Genomic DNA, 15,073 nt, shown 5'->3' with positions numbered 1-15,073 from the left:
GTCTATCCCTTCAAGGTCAGCGGCAGGCCCGCGGCGACGAACAGCACGCGGTCGGCGATTTCGGCGATGGATTGGTGCAGGCGGCCGGCATGGTCGCGGAACTCGCGCGCCATCGCATTGTCCGGCACGATGCCGAGGCCGACCTCGTTGGAGACGAGGACGACCGGTCCTTTCAGGCCGTCTTCAAGGATGGCGACGAGGTTGTCTGATTCACGTGAAACATTTCGCCCCTCGAGCATCAGGTTGGTGACCCAGAGCGTCAGGCAGTCGACCAGCACGGCGGTGTCGGCCGCGGCATGGGCGACGAGGGCGGGCGCCAGTTCCAGCGGCACGTCGACGGAGAACCATTCCGGTCCGCGGCGCTCCCGGTGGTCGGCGATCCGCGTTTCCATCTCGCCGTCGAAGGCGCGGCCGGTGGCGAGGTAGACCGCCCGCCGCCCCGACCCCAGCACCATCCTCTCGGCCAGCCGGCTCTTGCCCGAGCGCGCGCCGCCGAGGACGAGCGTCGCGCCCGCTGCGAGCGTCGCGCCCGCTGCGAGCGTCGTGCCGGGTGCGGGTGTCGTGCCTGGCGAGAGTGTCGCGCCCGATGGCGGAGGCGCGACCGCGCCTGTCTCGCGGCCGGTCATGCCAGCGCGTGCCGGGCCGGCCGTCCCTCGCGCAGGCGGTCGAAGGCGTAGCCCGACAGCGCGGCGAGGATCAGCCAGAAGGCGGCCGCGGTGACGAGCGAGGCGACGGCGAACTCGGCCGCCAGCATCGGCGGCACCGGGCTCTCGAGAGCGGCGGGCCGCGGCGCGCCGTAGAGATGCGGCGCGATGAGCGCGCCGCCGCCGAGCGCCTTCGCCCAAATTTCGCGGCGCAGCGCCAGCGCGTAGACGCCGCCGGCAGCGAGGATCACGGTCGCCAGCCACCACATCTGCCGGGCGAAGAGATCGGCCGCCGGCATGGCCGGGAGTTCCGGCGGAAGGCTGAGCGCTGGCGCCAGCGAGAGGATGCAGAAGCCGGCAGCGCCCCAGAGCGCACTGTTGCGGACGGTGACCGCGCGGTCGAGGATGAGGCTGGCGGCGGCGAGGATCAGCGCGAAGCCCGCGCCGGTGACGAGGTTGGCGAGGACGGTGTTGAACAGCCGGCTGTCGGTCAGCGGCGGCGCCTCAGCCGCCTCCTGCGCGTCAGCCGGGGCGACGGCGGCATGGTCGTGGGGCGCGGCAGCGTCATGGCTGTGCGGCGCCGCCGTTTCGGCATGGACGTGCCCGCCTCCGCCCTCGAAGGTCTCGGCGTGGACGATCAACGGCACGATGCGGGCGTACTGGACAGGGGTGATCAGCAGTCCGGCGAGAAGGCCGGCGCCGAGCGCGGCGAGGAGAAAACGCGTGATCATGATAGCCTTTCGGCGGCCGCACCGGCGCTGCCTCACAGCAGGATCGCGGATGGGCCGATAGACGGAACGACACGACGACAGCCCAAGAGAGCCTGTCGAAACGACACGAGGCGAACGCCGGGCCGTCAGCACTGCAGGGCAGCGCGGCACGGAGTCCGGGCGTCTTCAGGATGTTTGGGAGAAGGTCGCGATCAGTCCGACCGCGGCGTCTCCGTCAGCCCGCCATTAATGGCAAGGAAAGCCGAAGCCGTGCCGGGTGTCGTGGGCGGTGTCGTGCAGCGTCTGCGAATGGGCAAAGCCCACGCCGAAGATGAAGAAGGCGCCGAGGCCGAGAGCGAACAGGCCTGCAACAATCCTCGTTGCCGTCGAAGGCACGACTGCAGTGTCGATTGCAGTGCCGAGCGTCTGGGTGGAATTCATCAGGTCAACCTCCGTGAAGGCCGCGAGGGCGCAGCCTTTTCCATGGGATGGCAGGTCTCCTGGCTCACGGGTCACCGGCCTTCTCCTGCCTTCCCAGAGCAAAGCTCCAGTGGCGTTTCCATCCTGTCTTGGCGCACCAAGAACAGGACGGTGGAGAGGCCTCGCCGCTCTACAGTCGCGGGGTCGGCTGCGATACGGACCCCCTGTTTGGGTCGATCCTTCGCATTCCCTCTTAGCCCGAAACGCAACGTGCGCCGCGGGACCATCCGGGGCGGAGGATAGACGGCCGGAGGGGCGGGGGCAATGGCCGTTGGCGCTCTGCTGTCGCTATGCCCGCGCCATCGACCTTTGCCGCTTTCCGGCTATCTCCCGTGGCACTGACGCAACGGGAGCCCTCGATGACCCATCCCCTGATCTCATCCGGCCATGCCGCCTTCATCACCGGCGGGGCCGCCGGCATCGGCTTGGCGCTCGCCCGCCGGTTCGCCCGCGCCGGCATGCGCGTCTGCATCGTCGACCGGGACGAGGCGGCGCTGAAAGCTGCGATGGCCGAGCTCGAGGGGCTGGCCGGCGGCGAGGCGGACATGATCATCGCCGCCGCCAGCGACGTCGCCGACCGCGAGGCGATGGAGGCGCTGGCGGACATGGTGTTCGGCCGCTGGGGCGCGGTCCACGTTCTCGTCAACAATGCCGGCATCCAGCCGGGCAGCGGCATCCTCGGAACAAGGGAGGCCTGGGACGCGGTGCTCTCGGTCAATCTCGGCGGGGTGATCAACGGCGTCCAGGTCTTCGTGCCGCGGATGATCGCGGGCGGCGAGGCCGGCCTCGTCATCAACACCGGCTCCAAGCAAGGCATCACCACGCCGCCGGGCGACCCCGCCTACAACGTCTCGAAGGCCGGCGTAAAGGTGCTGACCGAGGCGCTGCAGCACGAGTTCCGCAACCTCGAGGGCAGCCAGCTCTCGGCGCATCTCCTGATCCCCGGCTTCGTCTTCACCGGCCTCACCGCCAAGGGCCGCAGCGAGAAGCCGGACGGCGCCTGGACGGCAGACCAGACCGCCGATTTCGCGCTGGAACGGATCGTGGCGGGCGACTTCTACATCCTCTGCCCCGATGGCGAGGTGACGCGCGAGATGGACGAGAAGCGCATCCGCTGGGCCGCCGGCGACATCGCCGAAAACCGCCCGCCGTTGAGCCGTTGGCATCCCGACTGGGCGGAGAAGTTCAAGGCCTCGAAGGGCTGAGCGGGCGGGTCGCGGAGGGATCGGGGGGCTGTGGAGGCAGGTTGATGTGGCAGGGCTGTTCTGTCGGGTGAGAATATCAAGCAACTAACTTTCACCTGAAATGCAAGACGACAAACCTCTGAGCAATTGCGCTCACGACACCGAGTGAGTTCAGCCAACGTCCAAAGTCTCGTCATCCTCGCGCGCAGCGCGGGGACCCATGCCGGGCATTTTAAACATCTGCTGCGGTAGATGTTTCGTAATTAATTCTGCGCAGGAACTGTGCGGATCGGCCGAGGCATGGGTCCCCGTGCTGCGCACGAGGATGACGACCGTTGAGGTTTGCACCTCGCGTCCTTTGTCGCCGCAGGTGCCACCTGCGACGTACTGGGTTCGCTGCGTCGCGTTCCCTGCTCCCCGCACCTGAGCCCGGCGCCCTTCCTGCCAAGCGCCGCAAATCCTGCCGAGCGCCGCAAACTGTTTCCTGCGCCCCGCCGCTCAGGCGAACGGACGCCTCACCCCCGCGATCGCCAGCAGCACCTCGACGTCCAGCACTCGCTCCAAATCCGCCGCGATTGCGTCCAGCGCGTCTTCGACGCCTTGCCGATCGTCGCGCAGCGCGGTCGCGAGGCCGAGGTCGGCGAGGAGGCGGCGGCGAAAGGCGTCGGCGCTGAAGTAGCCGTGGAGATAGGTGCCGGTGATCCGCCCGTCGGCGCTGGTCGCGCCCGTCGGGCGGCTGTCGACGAGGGCGGAGGGCCTCGCGCAATCCGGTCCCTCGGTGCGGCCGAGATGGATTTCGTAGCCGTCGAGCGGCTCGCCCTCGGGGGTCGTCGCTGATGTCGCGCGGACGGTCTTTTCGGCGGCCATCACCGTCTCGACGTCGAGGAGGGCGAGCCCCTCTGCCTCGCGCACGTCGCCCTCGACGCCATCCGGATCGCGGACGGTGCGGCCGAGCATCTGGTAGCCGCCGCAGAGGCCGACGATCCGGCCGCCGCGCGCGGCGTGGGCGGCAAGGTCCTCGTCCCAGCCTTGCGCGCGGAAGGCGAGGAGGTCGGCGATGGTCGATTTCGAGCCGGGAAGGACGACGAGCGCCGCGTCGGCCGGCAGCCGCTCGCCCGGCCTGACGAAGACGAGGTCGACGCCCGGCTCGGCGCGCAAGGGGTCGAGATCGTCGAAATTGGCGATGCGGCCGAGCATCGGCACGGCGACGACCAGCCCGCCGCCGCCGGGGCGCGCGAGCCGCTCCAGCGCGACCGAATCCTCGGCCGGCAGCCGCGCGGCGGCCTTCAGCCAGGGGACGACGCCGAGCGAGGGCCAGCCGGTGTAGCGGGTGATGGCGGCAAGGCCTTCGTCGAACAGCGAGACGTCGCCGCGGAACTTGTTGATGAGGAAGCCGCGGATCATCGCCCGGTCTTCTAGCGGAAGGATCACGTGCGTGCCGACCAGCGAGGCGATGACGCCGCCGCGGTCGATGTCGCCGACGAGCACCACCGGCACGTTCGCGGCGGTGGCAAAGCCCATATTGGCGATGTCGCCGGCGCGCAGGTTGATCTCGCCGGGCGAGCCCGCGCCCTCGACGATGACGAGGTCGGCGCCGTCGCAGACATCAGCAAAACTCTCCAGCACCTTGGCGAGCAGCGCCGGCTTCAGCCGCTGGTAGTCGCGCCCCTTCGCCGCGCCGAAGACGCGGCCCTGCACGACGATCTGGCTGCCGGTCTCCGATTGCGGTTTCAGGAGCACCGGGTTCATGTGCACCGTCGGCTCGGTGCCGCAGGCGAGCGCCTGCAGCCATTGCGCCCGGCCGATCTCGCCGTATTCCGCGCGGCCCGACGGGTCGTCGCTGGCCGTGCTGCCGGGGATGACGGCGACGGCGGCATTGTTCGACATGTTCTGCGGCTTGAACGGGCGGACCTTCAGCCCGCGGCGGGTGAACAGCCGGCATAGGCCGGCGACGAGCACGGTCTTGCCGACGTCCGAGCCAGTGCCTTGCAGCATGAGGGTGGCGGGGCGCGGCGTCCTGCTCATGACAGCAGCAGCTTGGTGGCCAGCGCCAGGCACACCACCACCAGCAGCGGCCGGATCAGCTTGGCGCCGAAGCGCATGGCGAAGCCGGATCCGATCCGCGCGCCGACGAACTGCGCCGCGCCCATGGCGAGCCCGAGCTTCCAGAGGATCACCCCGGAAAAGGCGAAGACGGCGAAGCCGCCGAGGTTGGAGGCGAAGTTCAGGAGTTTCGTGTGCGCCGTCGCCCGCAGCACGCCGTAGCCGGCGAGCGTGACGAAGGCGAGCATGAAGAACGAGCCGGTGCCGGGGCCGAAAAGGCCGTCGTAGAAGCCGACGAGCGGCACGAGAAGGCCGGCGAAGAAGGCCGGCGACACCCGGCGCTCGGCATCCTTGTCCGACAGGCCGGGCTTGAAGGCGAAATAGAGCGCGATGGCGATGAGGAGGTAGGGCAGGAGCGTTTCGAGGACGTCGGTCGGCAGCACCAGCGCCGCGAGCCCCCCGACCACCGCGCCGGCGAAGGACAGAACCGCCGTCGGGGCGAGTTTCTTCAGATCGACATGGCCCTTGGCGGCATAGGAGATCGAGGCCGAGCCGGAGCCGAACAGGCCCTGCAGCTTGTTGGTGCCGAGCGCCGTCAGCGGATCGACGCCCGAGAGCAGCAGCGTCGGAATCGTGATCAGCCCGCCGCCACCGGCGATCGAATCGACGAAGCCGGCGATGAAGGCGGCGAAGACGAGAAGGGCGAAGGTTTCGGCGAGCATGCGGGGGGCTTTCGGGGCGCCGGGGGCGTGGGGTGGGCGAGGTGGCACAGTCGGCGTGGAGCGTTGGGCGGCGGGTGGCGAGGCGAGGCTCCGTCGGCGTACGAAACGAAGGCGCTGACGTCTTAGCTTCGTCATCCCGGACTTGATCCGGGATCCATTCCTCTCCGTTGGTGACACCCACTCCGGTGCAGAATGCAGGGAAGGTCTACCGGATCGATTTCGTTCGGCCACTTGGAATGGATCCCGGATCAAGTCCGGGATGACGAAGCGCGAAGGTGGTCTGAAACCTTTTGGCGTTGCGAAGACAAAGGGGACGGCGGAAAGCCGTCACGTCCGGCGTTCGTATCGCGCGCCTTGGCCAATGCCAATCCCGGCCAAAGCCAACTTGATTTGACGTCCCGACCGCCGTGCTGTTTACCTCGGCCCGCCTGACGGTGCCCGGAAGACCCGGGCTGAGAGAGATTCCGGTGCGGCCGACCCAAACAGGGGGCCAGGACGGAGCTGTCGGATCGGTTCGCGTGGGGGCTCCCCGCGCGTCTCCTCCGGCGTTGAGAGGAGTGCGCGTGTGAAAGCCCTGATGATGTGCGGCCATGGCAGCCGCGATGCCGCCGCGATGACCGAATTTGCCGGCCTCACCACCAAGATGCGCGCGCGCCTGCCCGACTGGGCAATCGAATACGGCTATCTCGAATTTGCCAAGCCGATCATCCGCGAGGGGCTGGACGCGCTGCGCCAGCGGGGCGCGAAAGAGGTTCTGGCGCTGCCGGGCATGCTGTTTGCCGCGGGCCACGCCAAGAACGACATCCCCTCGGTGCTGAACACCTATGCCAAGGCGAACGGCCTCGACATCACCTATGGCCGCGAGCTCGGCATCGACCCGAAGATGATCCGCGCCGCCGGCGAGCGCATCCGCGAGGCGCTGCGCCAATCCGGCTGGCGCGACGGCGAGCCGCTGCACGACACCATGCTGATGGTCGTCGGCCGCGGGGCGTCGGACCCCGACGCCAATTCCAACGTCGCCAAGGTCATGCGCATGCTCTGGGAAGGGCTCGGCTTCGGCTGGGGCGAGACCTGCTATTCCGGGGTCACCTTCCCGCTGGTGCAGCCCGGCCTCGATCACGCTGCCCGGCTCGGCTACAAGAAGATCGTCGTCTTCCCGTATTTCCTGTTCACCGGCGTCCTGGTGCGGCGGATCTACGACCAGACCGATCTCGTCGCCGCCCGCCATCCCGGCATCGAATTCGTCAAGGCGCCCTATCTCGGCGCGCACGACCTCGTCGTCGAGACCTTCGTCGATCGCCTCCGGGAGATCCTCGAGGGCACCAACAACATGAACTGCCAGATGTGCAAGTACCGCGAGCAGGTGCTGGGCTTCGAGGCCGAGGTCGGCCTGCCGCAGGAGAGCCACCACCACCATGTCGAGGGCGTCGGCTCCTCGGCTGACTGCACGCTCTGCGACATGACCTGCACCGGCGCCTGCCGCGCTGCCGCCATCGCCGCCATCGGCACCAACCCCGCCACCGCCGCCCCGCCGGCGCCCGAGCCGCATGCGCACGGGCACGGGCACGGGCATGGCCATGATCACGGGCACGATCACGGTCACGGTCACGGCCACGATCACGCACACGGCCACGATCACGCGCATGGCCATGACCATTCCCATGCCGCCGGACATGCGCACGGGCCGGCGGGGCATGACCACGTCCACCATCCCTATCCGCAGGCCGACCACCCGCTCGGCCCGAAGTCTCTGGTCCGAGGCTGATGGACTACCTCAAGGATCCCGCGGCGATCTATGCGGCGAGTTTTGCGGCGATCCGGGCGGAGGTCGATCTCGACGGCGTGCCGGAGGAGGCGCGGGAGCTGGCGATCCGGCTGGTGCATGCTTGCGGAATGACGGATCTCGTCGGTGATCTCGTGGTCTCGCCGGGCGCGGTCGCGGCGGGCCGGGCGGCGCTGGCGGCGGGGCGGGCGATCCTTTGCGATTCCGAGATGGTGGCGCACGGGATCATTCGGCGGACGCTGAGCGCCCGCAACAAGGTGGTTTGCCGGCTTAACGATGACGGCGTGCTGCCGCTGGCGCTGGAGAAGGCGACGACGCGCTCGGCCGCGCAGGTCGACTTCTGGGACTGGGATCTCGACGGCGCCGTGGTGGCGATCGGCAATGCGCCGACGGCGCTGTTCCGCCTGCTCGAGCGGCTGGACGAGGGCGCGCCGCGCCCGGCGTTGATCCTCGGACTGCCCGTCGGCTTCGTCGGCGCGGCGGAATCGAAGGCCGAGCTGATCCGCGACAGCCGCGGTATCCCCTTCGTCACGGTGACTGGCCGGCGCGGCGGCAGCGCGCTGGCGGCCGCGGCCGTCAACGCGCTTGCTGCGGGCCTCGGCGGCGGCGTCGCATGACGGGCTTGCCTGTTCCGCACGTTCCGCCCACTTCGCAACAGGGCGACGCCCAGGCGCCTTCCGCCTCGCCGTGGCTGACAGTGATCGGCATCGGCGACGGCGGCCTTGCCACGCTGACGCCGGAGGCACGCGCTGTGCTGGACGGCGCGACGCTGGTGATCGGCGGCGCAAGGCATCTCGCGATGCTGGACGGCCCGCAGGAGACGCTGGCCTGGCGCTCGCCCTTCCGCGATTCGCTGGCCGACATCGCCGCGCGGCGGGGCTTGCCGACGGTGATCCTCGCGACGGGCGACCCCTTCTGGTTCGGCGTCGCCGCGACGCTCGCGGACGTCTATCGCCCCGACGAGATGCGCGTGCTGCCGACCGCTTCCGCCTTCCAGCTGGCCGCCGCCCGCCTCGGCTGGCCGCTGCAGGCGGTGGAGACGGTGAGCATTCACGGCCTGCCGCTGGCAAGCCTCCACCGGCACGTCCTGCCCGGCGCCCGGCTGCTGGTGCTGTCGGACTATGCCGGCTCGCCGGCTGCGGTCGCCGGGCTTTTGTGCGCGCGCGGCTATGGGCCGAGCCGGGTGACCGTGCTCGAGCATCTCGGCGGCCCCGCCGAGCGCATCCGCCAGGATCGCGCCGACGGTTTCGACCTCGCCGACGTCGCCGCGCTGAACATCCTCGCCATCGACTGCATCGCCGAAGCCGGCGCGCCATTGCTGCCGACGGTCGCGGGCCTGCCGGACGACGCCTTCCAGCACGATGGCAAGATGACCAAGCGCGTCGCCCGTGCGGTGGCGCTGTCGGCGCTCGCGCCATTTCCCGGCGCGGTGCTCTGGGATGTCGGCGCCGGCAGCGGGTCGGTCGCGGTGGAATGGATGCGCGCCGCCCGCCGCACCCGGGCCGTCGCCTTCGAGCCGCTGGAGGCGCGAAGGGCGATGATCGCCGGCAATGCCGAGTCGCTCGGCGCGCCGGGGATCGAGATCGTCGGCGGCAAGGCGCCCGCAGTGTTCGCTGACGTCGACGGGGCGCCGGATGCGGTGTTCATCGGCGGCGGGCTGTCGGACGGGGTGTTCGAACCGGCCTTCGCGCGGCTGAAACCGGGCGGGCGCATGGTCGCGCATGCGGTGACGCTGGAATCCGAGCGGCTGCTGATCGACCTGCACGGCCGGCTCGGCGGCGAGCTGATCCGCCTCTCGGTCGACCGCGCGGAACCCGTCGGGCCGTTCCGCGGCTGGCGGCCGGCCATGCCGGTGGTGCACTGGGCGCTCGTCAAGGCAAGCGAGGCGACGCTGCCGGACAGCGAGCCGGGAAGAACGGGGGGCACACACCCGGCCCCGGCGCGGGCACCATGAGCGGCACGCTCTACGGCCTCGGCGTCGGCCCCGGCGATCCCGAGCTGATCACGCTGAAGGCGCTGCGCATCCTCCGCGCCGCCCCGGTGATCGCCTATCCCGCACCCGATACCGGGCCGAGCTTCGCGCGGCAGATCGTCGAGGGCCATCTGCCGGGCGGGCAGGAGGAGATCGCCATCGTCATCCCGATGCGGGTCGAGCGCTTTCCCGGCCAGGCGATCTACGATGCGGCGGCGGAAACGATCGGCGCGCGCCTTGCCGCGGGGAAGGACGTTGCCGTGCTCTGCGAGGGCGATCCATTCTTCTACGGCTCGTTCATGTACCTGTTCGAGCGGCTGGCGCCGTTCTATCCGACCGAGATCGTGCCGGGCATCTCCTCGGTGATGGCCGCCTCCGCCGCGCTCCGCCGCCCGCTCGCCGCGCGCAACGACGTGCTGACGGTCATTCCGGGACCGCTGCCGGACGCGGAGATCGCGGCGCGGATCGATGCTGCCGAGGGCTTTGCCATCCTGAAGCTCGGCCGGCATTTTCCGCGGGTGCGGGCGCTGGTCGGCAGCCTCGGGCTGACGGAGGCCTGCTGGTATCTCGAGCGCGTCTCGCTGGCGCAGCAACAGGTCCTGCCGCTCGGCGCGGCGCCCGCGGACGCCCCGTATTTCTCGATGATCCTCGGCTATACCGGCCGCGAGCCGGCGATCTCGGCCAATCCTGCAGGGAGGGTTTCGTGACCCCCGCCATCCTCGTCCTCTCCGCTGCTGCCCTGCCGCTGGCCGAGCGCATCCGCACCGCCCTCGGCGGCGAGATCCACGGCGCGACGGCCCGGGTCACGTCCGCCGATATCGGCTTTGCCGATGCCGGCGCGCATCTGCGCGGCCTTTTCGCCGCCGGCCGGCCGATCGTCACCGTCATGGCGGCCGGCGCGGTAATCCGCCTCCTTGCGCCCGTTCTCGGCGACAAGCGGGACGAGCCGCCGGTGCTGTCGGTCGCCGAGGACGGCTCGGTTGTCGTGCCGCTGCTCGGCGGCCATCGCGGCGCCAACGACCTCGCGCGGACGCTGGCCGCAGCGCTCGGCGCCACGGCGGCGGTGACGACGGCGGGGGACCTCCGCTTCGGCGTCGCGCTCGACGCGCCGCCGGCCGGCTACGTGCTCGATCCCGCCTGCGTGCCCAAGCCGGCCATGGCCGAGCTCCTCGCCGGCGGCACGGCGCAGCTTGCGGGCGACGCTGGCACGGCGGACTGGCTGAGCGGCGCGCGCCTCCCCTTCGCCGAGGCCGGCACCGCCCCGACGGGCAGGATAGTGACGCTCACCGTCACCGAGGCGGCCCGCGCGCCGCTGCCGCTCGAACTCCTCTACCGCCCGGCGACGCTCGCCCTCGGCATCGGCGCCGAGCGGCATGCCCCGGCCGAGGAGGTGATCGCGCTGGCGGAAAGCGTCCTGGCCGAAGCCGGCGTCTCGCCGCTGTCGCTCGCCGGCGTGTTCTCGCTCGACCTCAAGGCTGACGAGGCGGCCGTGCACGCCGTCGCCGCGCATTTCGCCGTGCCCGTGCGCTTCTTCGATGCCGCGACGCTGGAGGAGGAGGCGCCGCGGCTCGCGACACCGTCCGAGATCGTCTTCGCCGAGACCGGTTGTCACGGCGTCGCCGAGGGCGCGGCGCTCGCGGCCGCCGGGTCAGAGGGCCGGCTGCTGGTCGCCAAGCGCAAGGCAAAACGCAGCACCGCCGCCCTCGCGCAGGCGCTGCGGCCGATCGACATGGCGGCAGCCGGGCAAGCGCGCGGCACGCTCTACGTCGTCGGCATCGGGCCGGGCGGCGCGGAATGGCGTTCGCCGGAGGTCAGCCGCATGGTGGCGAGCTCCACCGACCTCGTCGGCTACTCGCTCTATCTTGACCTCCTCGGGCCGCTGGCTGAGGGCAAGGTCCGACACGATTTCGACCTCGGCGCCGAGGAAAAACGGGTGCGCCACGCGATGGAACTCGCCGGCGCGGGTCGCACCGTCGCGCTCGTCTGCTCCGGGGATGCCGGCATCTACGCGATGGCGACGCTGGTCTTCGAACTCCTGGACACGAAGGGCGTCAGCCCGGCCGCCGGCCGCATCGAGATCGCCGTGTCGCCCGGCATCTCGGCGCTGCAGGCCGCCGCCGCCCGCGCCGGCGCGCCGCTCGGCCATGACTTCTGCACCATCTCGCTGTCGGACCTCCTCACCCCTTGGGACGACATCCAGCGTCGGATCCAGGCGGCCGCGGAGGGCGATTTCGTCATCGCCTTCTACAACCCCGTCTCCAAGCGCCGCCGCACCCAGCTCGCCTTCGCCCGCGAGCGCCTGCTCGAACACCGGCCGGCCGATACGCCGGTGATCCTCGCGACCAATCTCGGCCGCGCGGGCGAGACGGTGCGCATCGTTCCGCTCGCCGCACTCGACATCGACGACGTCGACATGCTGACCGTGGTCATCGTCGGCTCCTCCGAGACGCGGGTGGTGGAGACCGGCGACGGCCGGCGCTGGGCGTTCACGCCGCGCGGCTATTCCGGGAAGGCGGGGACGGGGATGCGATCGTCCGCCGACACTGCGATCTCCCCCCTTGAGGGGAAGATGCCTGGCAAAGCAGAGGGGGGTGCCCGAGGTGCCCATTCGTCCAGCCCGGCCATTTCAGACCTTAGCGGCAGTTCGCCCCCCTCTGGCCTGCCGGCCATCTCCCCCTCGAGGGGGGAGATCATCACGTCGCCGTCCGCGCTCGATCGAAAGTCCTTGGCATGACCGTCCACTTCATCGGCGCCGGGCCTGGCGCGCCGGATCTCATCACCGTGCGGGGCTTGCGGCTGATCGAGACTTGTCCGGTCTGCCTTTATGCCGGCTCGCTGGTGCCGGAGGCGGTCGTCGCGGCGGCGCCGGCGGGGGCGAGGGTGCTGGATACGGCGCCGATGACGCTTGACGAGATCATCGCCGAGATGGTGGCGGCTGACGGGAAGGGGCTCGACGTCGCGCGCGTGCATTCCGGCGATCCCTCGCTCTACGGCGCCACCGCCGAGCAGATGCGGCGGCTGAAGGCGCTGGGAATTGCGTATGACGTGACGCCGGGCGTGCCGGCCTTTGCCGCGGCTGCCGCGGCGCTGGCGACCGAGCTGACCGTGCCGGAGGTGTGCCAGACGGTGATCCTGACGCGCACGGCGATGAAGTCCTCGTCCATGCCGGCCGGCGAGGAGCTTTCGACGCTCGGCCAGAGCGGCGCGACGCTCGCCATCCACCTGTCGATTCGCAACATCCCGCACATCCAGCGCGAGCTGGAGCCGCTGGAGAAATACGGGCCGGACTGCCCGGCGATCATCGCCTACCGCGTCGGTTGGCCGGATGAGGCGTTCATCAAGGGCACGCTGTCGACGATCCAGGCCCAGGCGCGCGCGGCCAAGCTAACGCGCACCGCGCTGATCTTCGTCGGACGGGCGCTGGGGGCGACCGATTTCATCGATTCCAAGCTCTACGACGCGGCCCATGTGCATGTGCTCCGGCCGAAGCGGAAAGCCACGGCGGCGGCCGGAGAAATCGAGACGGTCGACGGACAGTCCGATGCCGAGGGTTAGAGCTTCAAGGCAGCTTTCGGGCAAGAGAAGGCATCTCCGGTGCTTTTGGGCGTGAGACTGGCGAGCCAGGCCATCGCGCCGTCGACGTCGGCCGCGTGTGGCGGCGCGGGCGCGGCGGCGCGCTGGATCATCACCACGGGGAGACCGAGATGGCGGGCCGCTTCGACCTTGGCATATGAGGCGGCGCCGCCGGAGTTGCGGCAGACGACGTGGGTGATGCCGCGCCGCTGCAGCATGTCTGCCTCCGCGTGCCAGTCGGGCGAGGGCTTGCCGACGATCACCTCGGCCGGAAACGGCAGGTCGGCGGGCGCATCGACCATGCGCAGCACGGGGCTGAGGTCTGGCCGCGCCGCGAACGGCGCCAGATGCTGCCGGCCGAGCGCCAGGAGCGGCCGGGCGTTCGCGGCCAAGGCGTCACGCGCGGATGCGAGGCAGTCGGCCGTCGTCCAGCGGTCGCCCGGCACCGGCACCCATTGCGGCCGCACCAGCGCCAGCCGCGCGATGCCGGCGATGCTTGCGGCCTTTTCGGCGTTGCGCGACATGCCGATGGCGAAAGGGTGCGTCGCGTCGACGAGCCGGGTGACGCGCTCTGCCGCAAGGTACGCCGCGAGCCCCTCGGCGCCGCCGAAGCCGCCGATGCGCAGTTCGCCGGCGGGCAGGACCGGCAGCTTGGTGCGGCCGGCGAGCGAGACGATCAAGCGGTCCGCGCCGCGCTCGGCCGCGATGCGGGCGGCGAGGCTCAGCGATTCCGCCGTGCCGCCGAGGACGAGGATGGTGTCAGGCACGCGCGACCACCTGGCCTGCGCGGTCGATAACGATCACCTCGGCGGCCACCGCGGCGCCGCGCAGCGTGTCGGTGACGGTGCCGAGAGCGGCCGTGGCAACGGCGGCGGCAAGGTCGATGCCGGCGGCACGGCAGAGGTCAAGCACTGCCTTGGCGGTATTGGCGCCGAGGATACCGGTCTGGAGGGCCTCGCCGCGCTCCGGGTCGAGCCGTTGGACGAGCGCATTGAGGAAGGCGAAGTCGACCTGGCTGCGGCCGGAGTGAAGGTCCAGCGCGCCCGCGGCAAGTTTTGTCAGCTTGGCGAAGCCGCCGGCGATGGTGACGCGCGGGACGGGATGGACGCGCAGGTATTTCAGCAGCCCGCCGGCGAAATCGCCCATGTCGAGGAAGGCGTTCTCCGGCAGGCCGGGATAAAGCGCGCGGGCCGCATCCTCGCTGGACGAGCCGGTGGCGCCGACGACGTGGCCGAGGCCGGCGGCGCGGGCGACGTCGATGCCGCGGTGGATGGAGTGGATCCAGGCCGAGCACGAGAACGGGTGGACGATCCCGGTCGTGCCGAGGATCGACAGGCCGCCGACGATGCCGAGCCGCGGGTTCCAGGTCTTTTCCGCGAGCGCGGCGCCATTGGTGACCGCAATCTCGATCGCGACGTCAGCGGGGCGGCCGTGTTCGGTGCAGAGTTCCTCGACGACCGCCCGCATCAGAGCGCGGGGCACCGGGTTGATCGCCGGCTCGCCCGGCGGGATCGGGAGGCCTTCCAGCGTCACCATGCCGACGCCCTCGCCGGCGTGGAAGGTGATCCCGGAATCCGGCTTACCAAACCGGATCCGCGCGATGATTTCGGCGAGATGCGTGACGTCGGGATCGTCGCCGGCATCCTTGATGATGGTCGCCATCGCCATGCCGTCGCCGAGCGACTGGCGGGCGAGGGTGAAGCCTGGCGTCTCGCCCTTCGGCAGGCGGATCTCGACCGGGTCGGGAAAATCGCCGGTGAGGAGCGCGGTCAGTGCCGCCTTGGTCGCCGCGGTGGCGCAGGCGCCTGTCGTCCAGCCGCGCCGCAGCGTCGGCGCCTCGGTGCCGCCCGTCGGGGCCTCGGCACGGCGCGCCGGGGCGTCGCGTCGGGTGAGCTCCGGCGATGGGAAAGTGTCCGGTCGGGAGGGAGTGTCCGGCGCCATGTCCGGCTTATACGGTGTCCG

The 15,073-nt window shown here is 70.7% G+C and carries 14 protein-coding genes and 1 riboswitch; of the genes, 7 read left to right on the top strand and 7 right to left on the bottom strand.

The window, feature by feature from the left end:
- Positions 1 to 2: 2 nt before the first annotated feature.
- The 3 genes from cobU to ACZLZQ_RS03405 all read right to left on the bottom strand — a co-directional run bounded on the left by cobU (position 3) and on the right by ACZLZQ_RS03405 (position 1,795).
- Entirely contained in the window at positions 3 to 626 is a 624-nt protein-coding gene (cobU, locus tag ACZLZQ_RS03415; RefSeq protein ID WP_496253620.1) for a bifunctional adenosylcobinamide kinase/adenosylcobinamide-phosphate guanylyltransferase, read from the bottom strand.
- Positions 623 to 1,375, bottom strand: a complete 753-nt coding sequence (locus tag ACZLZQ_RS03410) for a CbtA family protein (RefSeq protein ID WP_472948164.1) — start codon at positions 1,373 to 1,375, stop codon at positions 623 to 625. Before ACZLZQ_RS03410 ends, cobU begins: the two co-directional genes overlap by 4 nt.
- Before the next feature lie 225 nt (positions 1,376 to 1,600).
- Complete coding sequence (locus tag ACZLZQ_RS03405; protein ID WP_472932053.1) at positions 1,601 to 1,795, bottom strand: CbtB domain-containing protein; 195 nt, start codon at positions 1,793 to 1,795, stop codon at positions 1,601 to 1,603.
- 32 nt (positions 1,796 to 1,827) lie between these two features.
- Positions 1,828 to 2,077, bottom strand: a riboswitch (cobalamin riboswitch).
- Between the two features lie 116 nt (positions 2,078 to 2,193).
- Here ACZLZQ_RS03405 and ACZLZQ_RS03400 point away from each other — a divergent pair.
- A complete protein-coding gene (locus ACZLZQ_RS03400) occupies positions 2,194 to 3,039 on the top strand; it encodes an SDR family NAD(P)-dependent oxidoreductase (RefSeq protein ID WP_472948163.1) in 846 nt (281 codons plus the stop codon).
- Between the two features lie 477 nt (positions 3,040 to 3,516).
- Here the strand turns inward: ACZLZQ_RS03400 and ACZLZQ_RS03395 are convergent, their stop codons facing one another.
- A complete protein-coding gene (locus ACZLZQ_RS03395) occupies positions 3,517 to 5,043 on the bottom strand; it encodes a cobyric acid synthase (protein ID WP_472948162.1) in 1,527 nt (508 codons plus the stop codon).
- Complete coding sequence (locus ACZLZQ_RS03390) at positions 5,040 to 5,783, bottom strand: TSUP family transporter (protein ID WP_472948161.1); 744 nt, start codon at positions 5,781 to 5,783, stop codon at positions 5,040 to 5,042. Before ACZLZQ_RS03390 ends, ACZLZQ_RS03395 begins: the two co-directional genes overlap by 4 nt.
- A gap of 565 nt (positions 5,784 to 6,348) precedes the next feature.
- On the opposite strand from ACZLZQ_RS03390, the gene ACZLZQ_RS03385 reads away from it, so the two are divergent.
- From ACZLZQ_RS03385 to cobM, 6 genes are read left to right on the top strand one after another with little or no spacing between them, the layout of a single operon-like run.
- Positions 6,349 to 7,548 carry a sirohydrochlorin chelatase gene (locus ACZLZQ_RS03385; RefSeq protein ID WP_472948160.1) on the top strand — a complete coding sequence of 400 codons (1,200 nt, stop codon included), beginning with the start codon at positions 6,349 to 6,351 and terminating at the stop codon, positions 7,546 to 7,548.
- Positions 7,545 to 8,183 (top strand): precorrin-8X methylmutase, encoded by a 639-nt coding sequence (locus tag ACZLZQ_RS03380; protein ID WP_472948436.1) that lies wholly within the window; start codon positions 7,545 to 7,547, stop codon positions 8,181 to 8,183. Before ACZLZQ_RS03385 ends, ACZLZQ_RS03380 begins: the two co-directional genes overlap by 4 nt.
- A complete protein-coding gene (gene cbiE / locus ACZLZQ_RS03375) occupies positions 8,180 to 9,520 on the top strand; it encodes a precorrin-6y C5,15-methyltransferase (decarboxylating) subunit CbiE (RefSeq protein WP_472948158.1) in 1,341 nt (446 codons plus the stop codon). The genes ACZLZQ_RS03380 and cbiE overlap by 4 nt, the downstream gene beginning before the upstream one ends.
- The gene (gene cobI, locus ACZLZQ_RS03370; protein WP_472948157.1) at positions 9,517 to 10,245 is read left to right on the top strand and encodes a precorrin-2 C(20)-methyltransferase; all 729 of its coding nucleotides are present in this window, start codon (positions 9,517 to 9,519) and stop codon (positions 10,243 to 10,245) included. The genes cbiE and cobI overlap by 4 nt, the downstream gene beginning before the upstream one ends.
- Complete coding sequence (cobJ, locus tag ACZLZQ_RS03365; RefSeq protein ID WP_472948156.1) at positions 10,242 to 12,272, top strand: precorrin-3B C(17)-methyltransferase; 2,031 nt, start codon at positions 10,242 to 10,244, stop codon at positions 12,270 to 12,272. The genes cobI and cobJ overlap by 4 nt, the downstream gene beginning before the upstream one ends.
- Positions 12,269 to 13,093, top strand: coding sequence for a precorrin-4 C(11)-methyltransferase (gene cobM, locus ACZLZQ_RS03360; RefSeq protein ID WP_472948155.1), 825 nt, complete (start codon positions 12,269 to 12,271; stop codon positions 13,091 to 13,093). Before cobJ ends, cobM begins: the two co-directional genes overlap by 4 nt.
- Here the strand turns inward: cobM and ACZLZQ_RS03355 are convergent.
- Positions 13,090 to 13,878: a cobalt-precorrin-6A reductase gene (locus ACZLZQ_RS03355; RefSeq protein WP_472948154.1), complete on the bottom strand. Its 789-nt coding sequence runs from the start codon at positions 13,876 to 13,878 to the stop codon at positions 13,090 to 13,092. The two genes, cobM and ACZLZQ_RS03355, sit on opposite strands and share 4 nt — an antisense overlap.
- Positions 13,871 to 15,052, bottom strand: coding sequence for a cobalt-precorrin-5B (C(1))-methyltransferase (locus ACZLZQ_RS03350; protein ID WP_472948153.1), 1,182 nt, complete (start codon positions 15,050 to 15,052; stop codon positions 13,871 to 13,873). Before ACZLZQ_RS03350 ends, ACZLZQ_RS03355 begins: the two co-directional genes overlap by 8 nt.
- Between the last annotated feature and the right edge of the window lie 21 nt (positions 15,053 to 15,073).

The sequence above is a fragment of the Mesocryomonas lacus genome, from assembly GCF_055730105.2.
The sequence above is the reverse complement of the archived record's forward strand: the minus strand, read 5'-3'. Positions and strand labels throughout refer to the sequence as shown.

Excerpts from the sequence above, each read along its gene's own strand:
- cobU (WP_496253620.1), bottom strand. The coding sequence starts at position 626 with ATGACCGGCCGCGAGACAGGCGCGGTCGCGCCTCCGCCATCGGGCGCG.
- ACZLZQ_RS03410 (WP_472948164.1), bottom strand. The coding sequence starts at position 1,375 with ATGATCACGCGTTTTCTCCTCGCCGCGCTCGGCGCCGGCCTTCTCGCC.
- ACZLZQ_RS03405 (WP_472932053.1), bottom strand. The coding sequence starts at position 1,795 with ATGAATTCCACCCAGACGCTCGGCACTGCAATCGACACTGCAGTCGTG.
- ACZLZQ_RS03400 (WP_472948163.1), top strand. The coding sequence starts at position 2,194 with ATGACCCATCCCCTGATCTCATCCGGCCATGCCGCCTTCATCACCGGC.
- ACZLZQ_RS03395 (WP_472948162.1), bottom strand. The coding sequence starts at position 5,043 with ATGAGCAGGACGCCGCGCCCCGCCACCCTCATGCTGCAAGGCACTGGC.
- ACZLZQ_RS03390 (WP_472948161.1), bottom strand. The coding sequence starts at position 5,783 with ATGCTCGCCGAAACCTTCGCCCTTCTCGTCTTCGCCGCCTTCATCGCC.
- cbiE (WP_472948158.1), top strand. The coding sequence starts at position 8,180 with ATGACGGGCTTGCCTGTTCCGCACGTTCCGCCCACTTCGCAACAGGGC.
- cobI (WP_472948157.1), top strand. The coding sequence starts at position 9,517 with ATGAGCGGCACGCTCTACGGCCTCGGCGTCGGCCCCGGCGATCCCGAG.
- cobM (WP_472948155.1), top strand. The coding sequence starts at position 12,269 with ATGACCGTCCACTTCATCGGCGCCGGGCCTGGCGCGCCGGATCTCATC.
- ACZLZQ_RS03350 (WP_472948153.1), bottom strand. The coding sequence starts at position 15,052 with ATGGCGCCGGACACTCCCTCCCGACCGGACACTTTCCCATCGCCGGAG.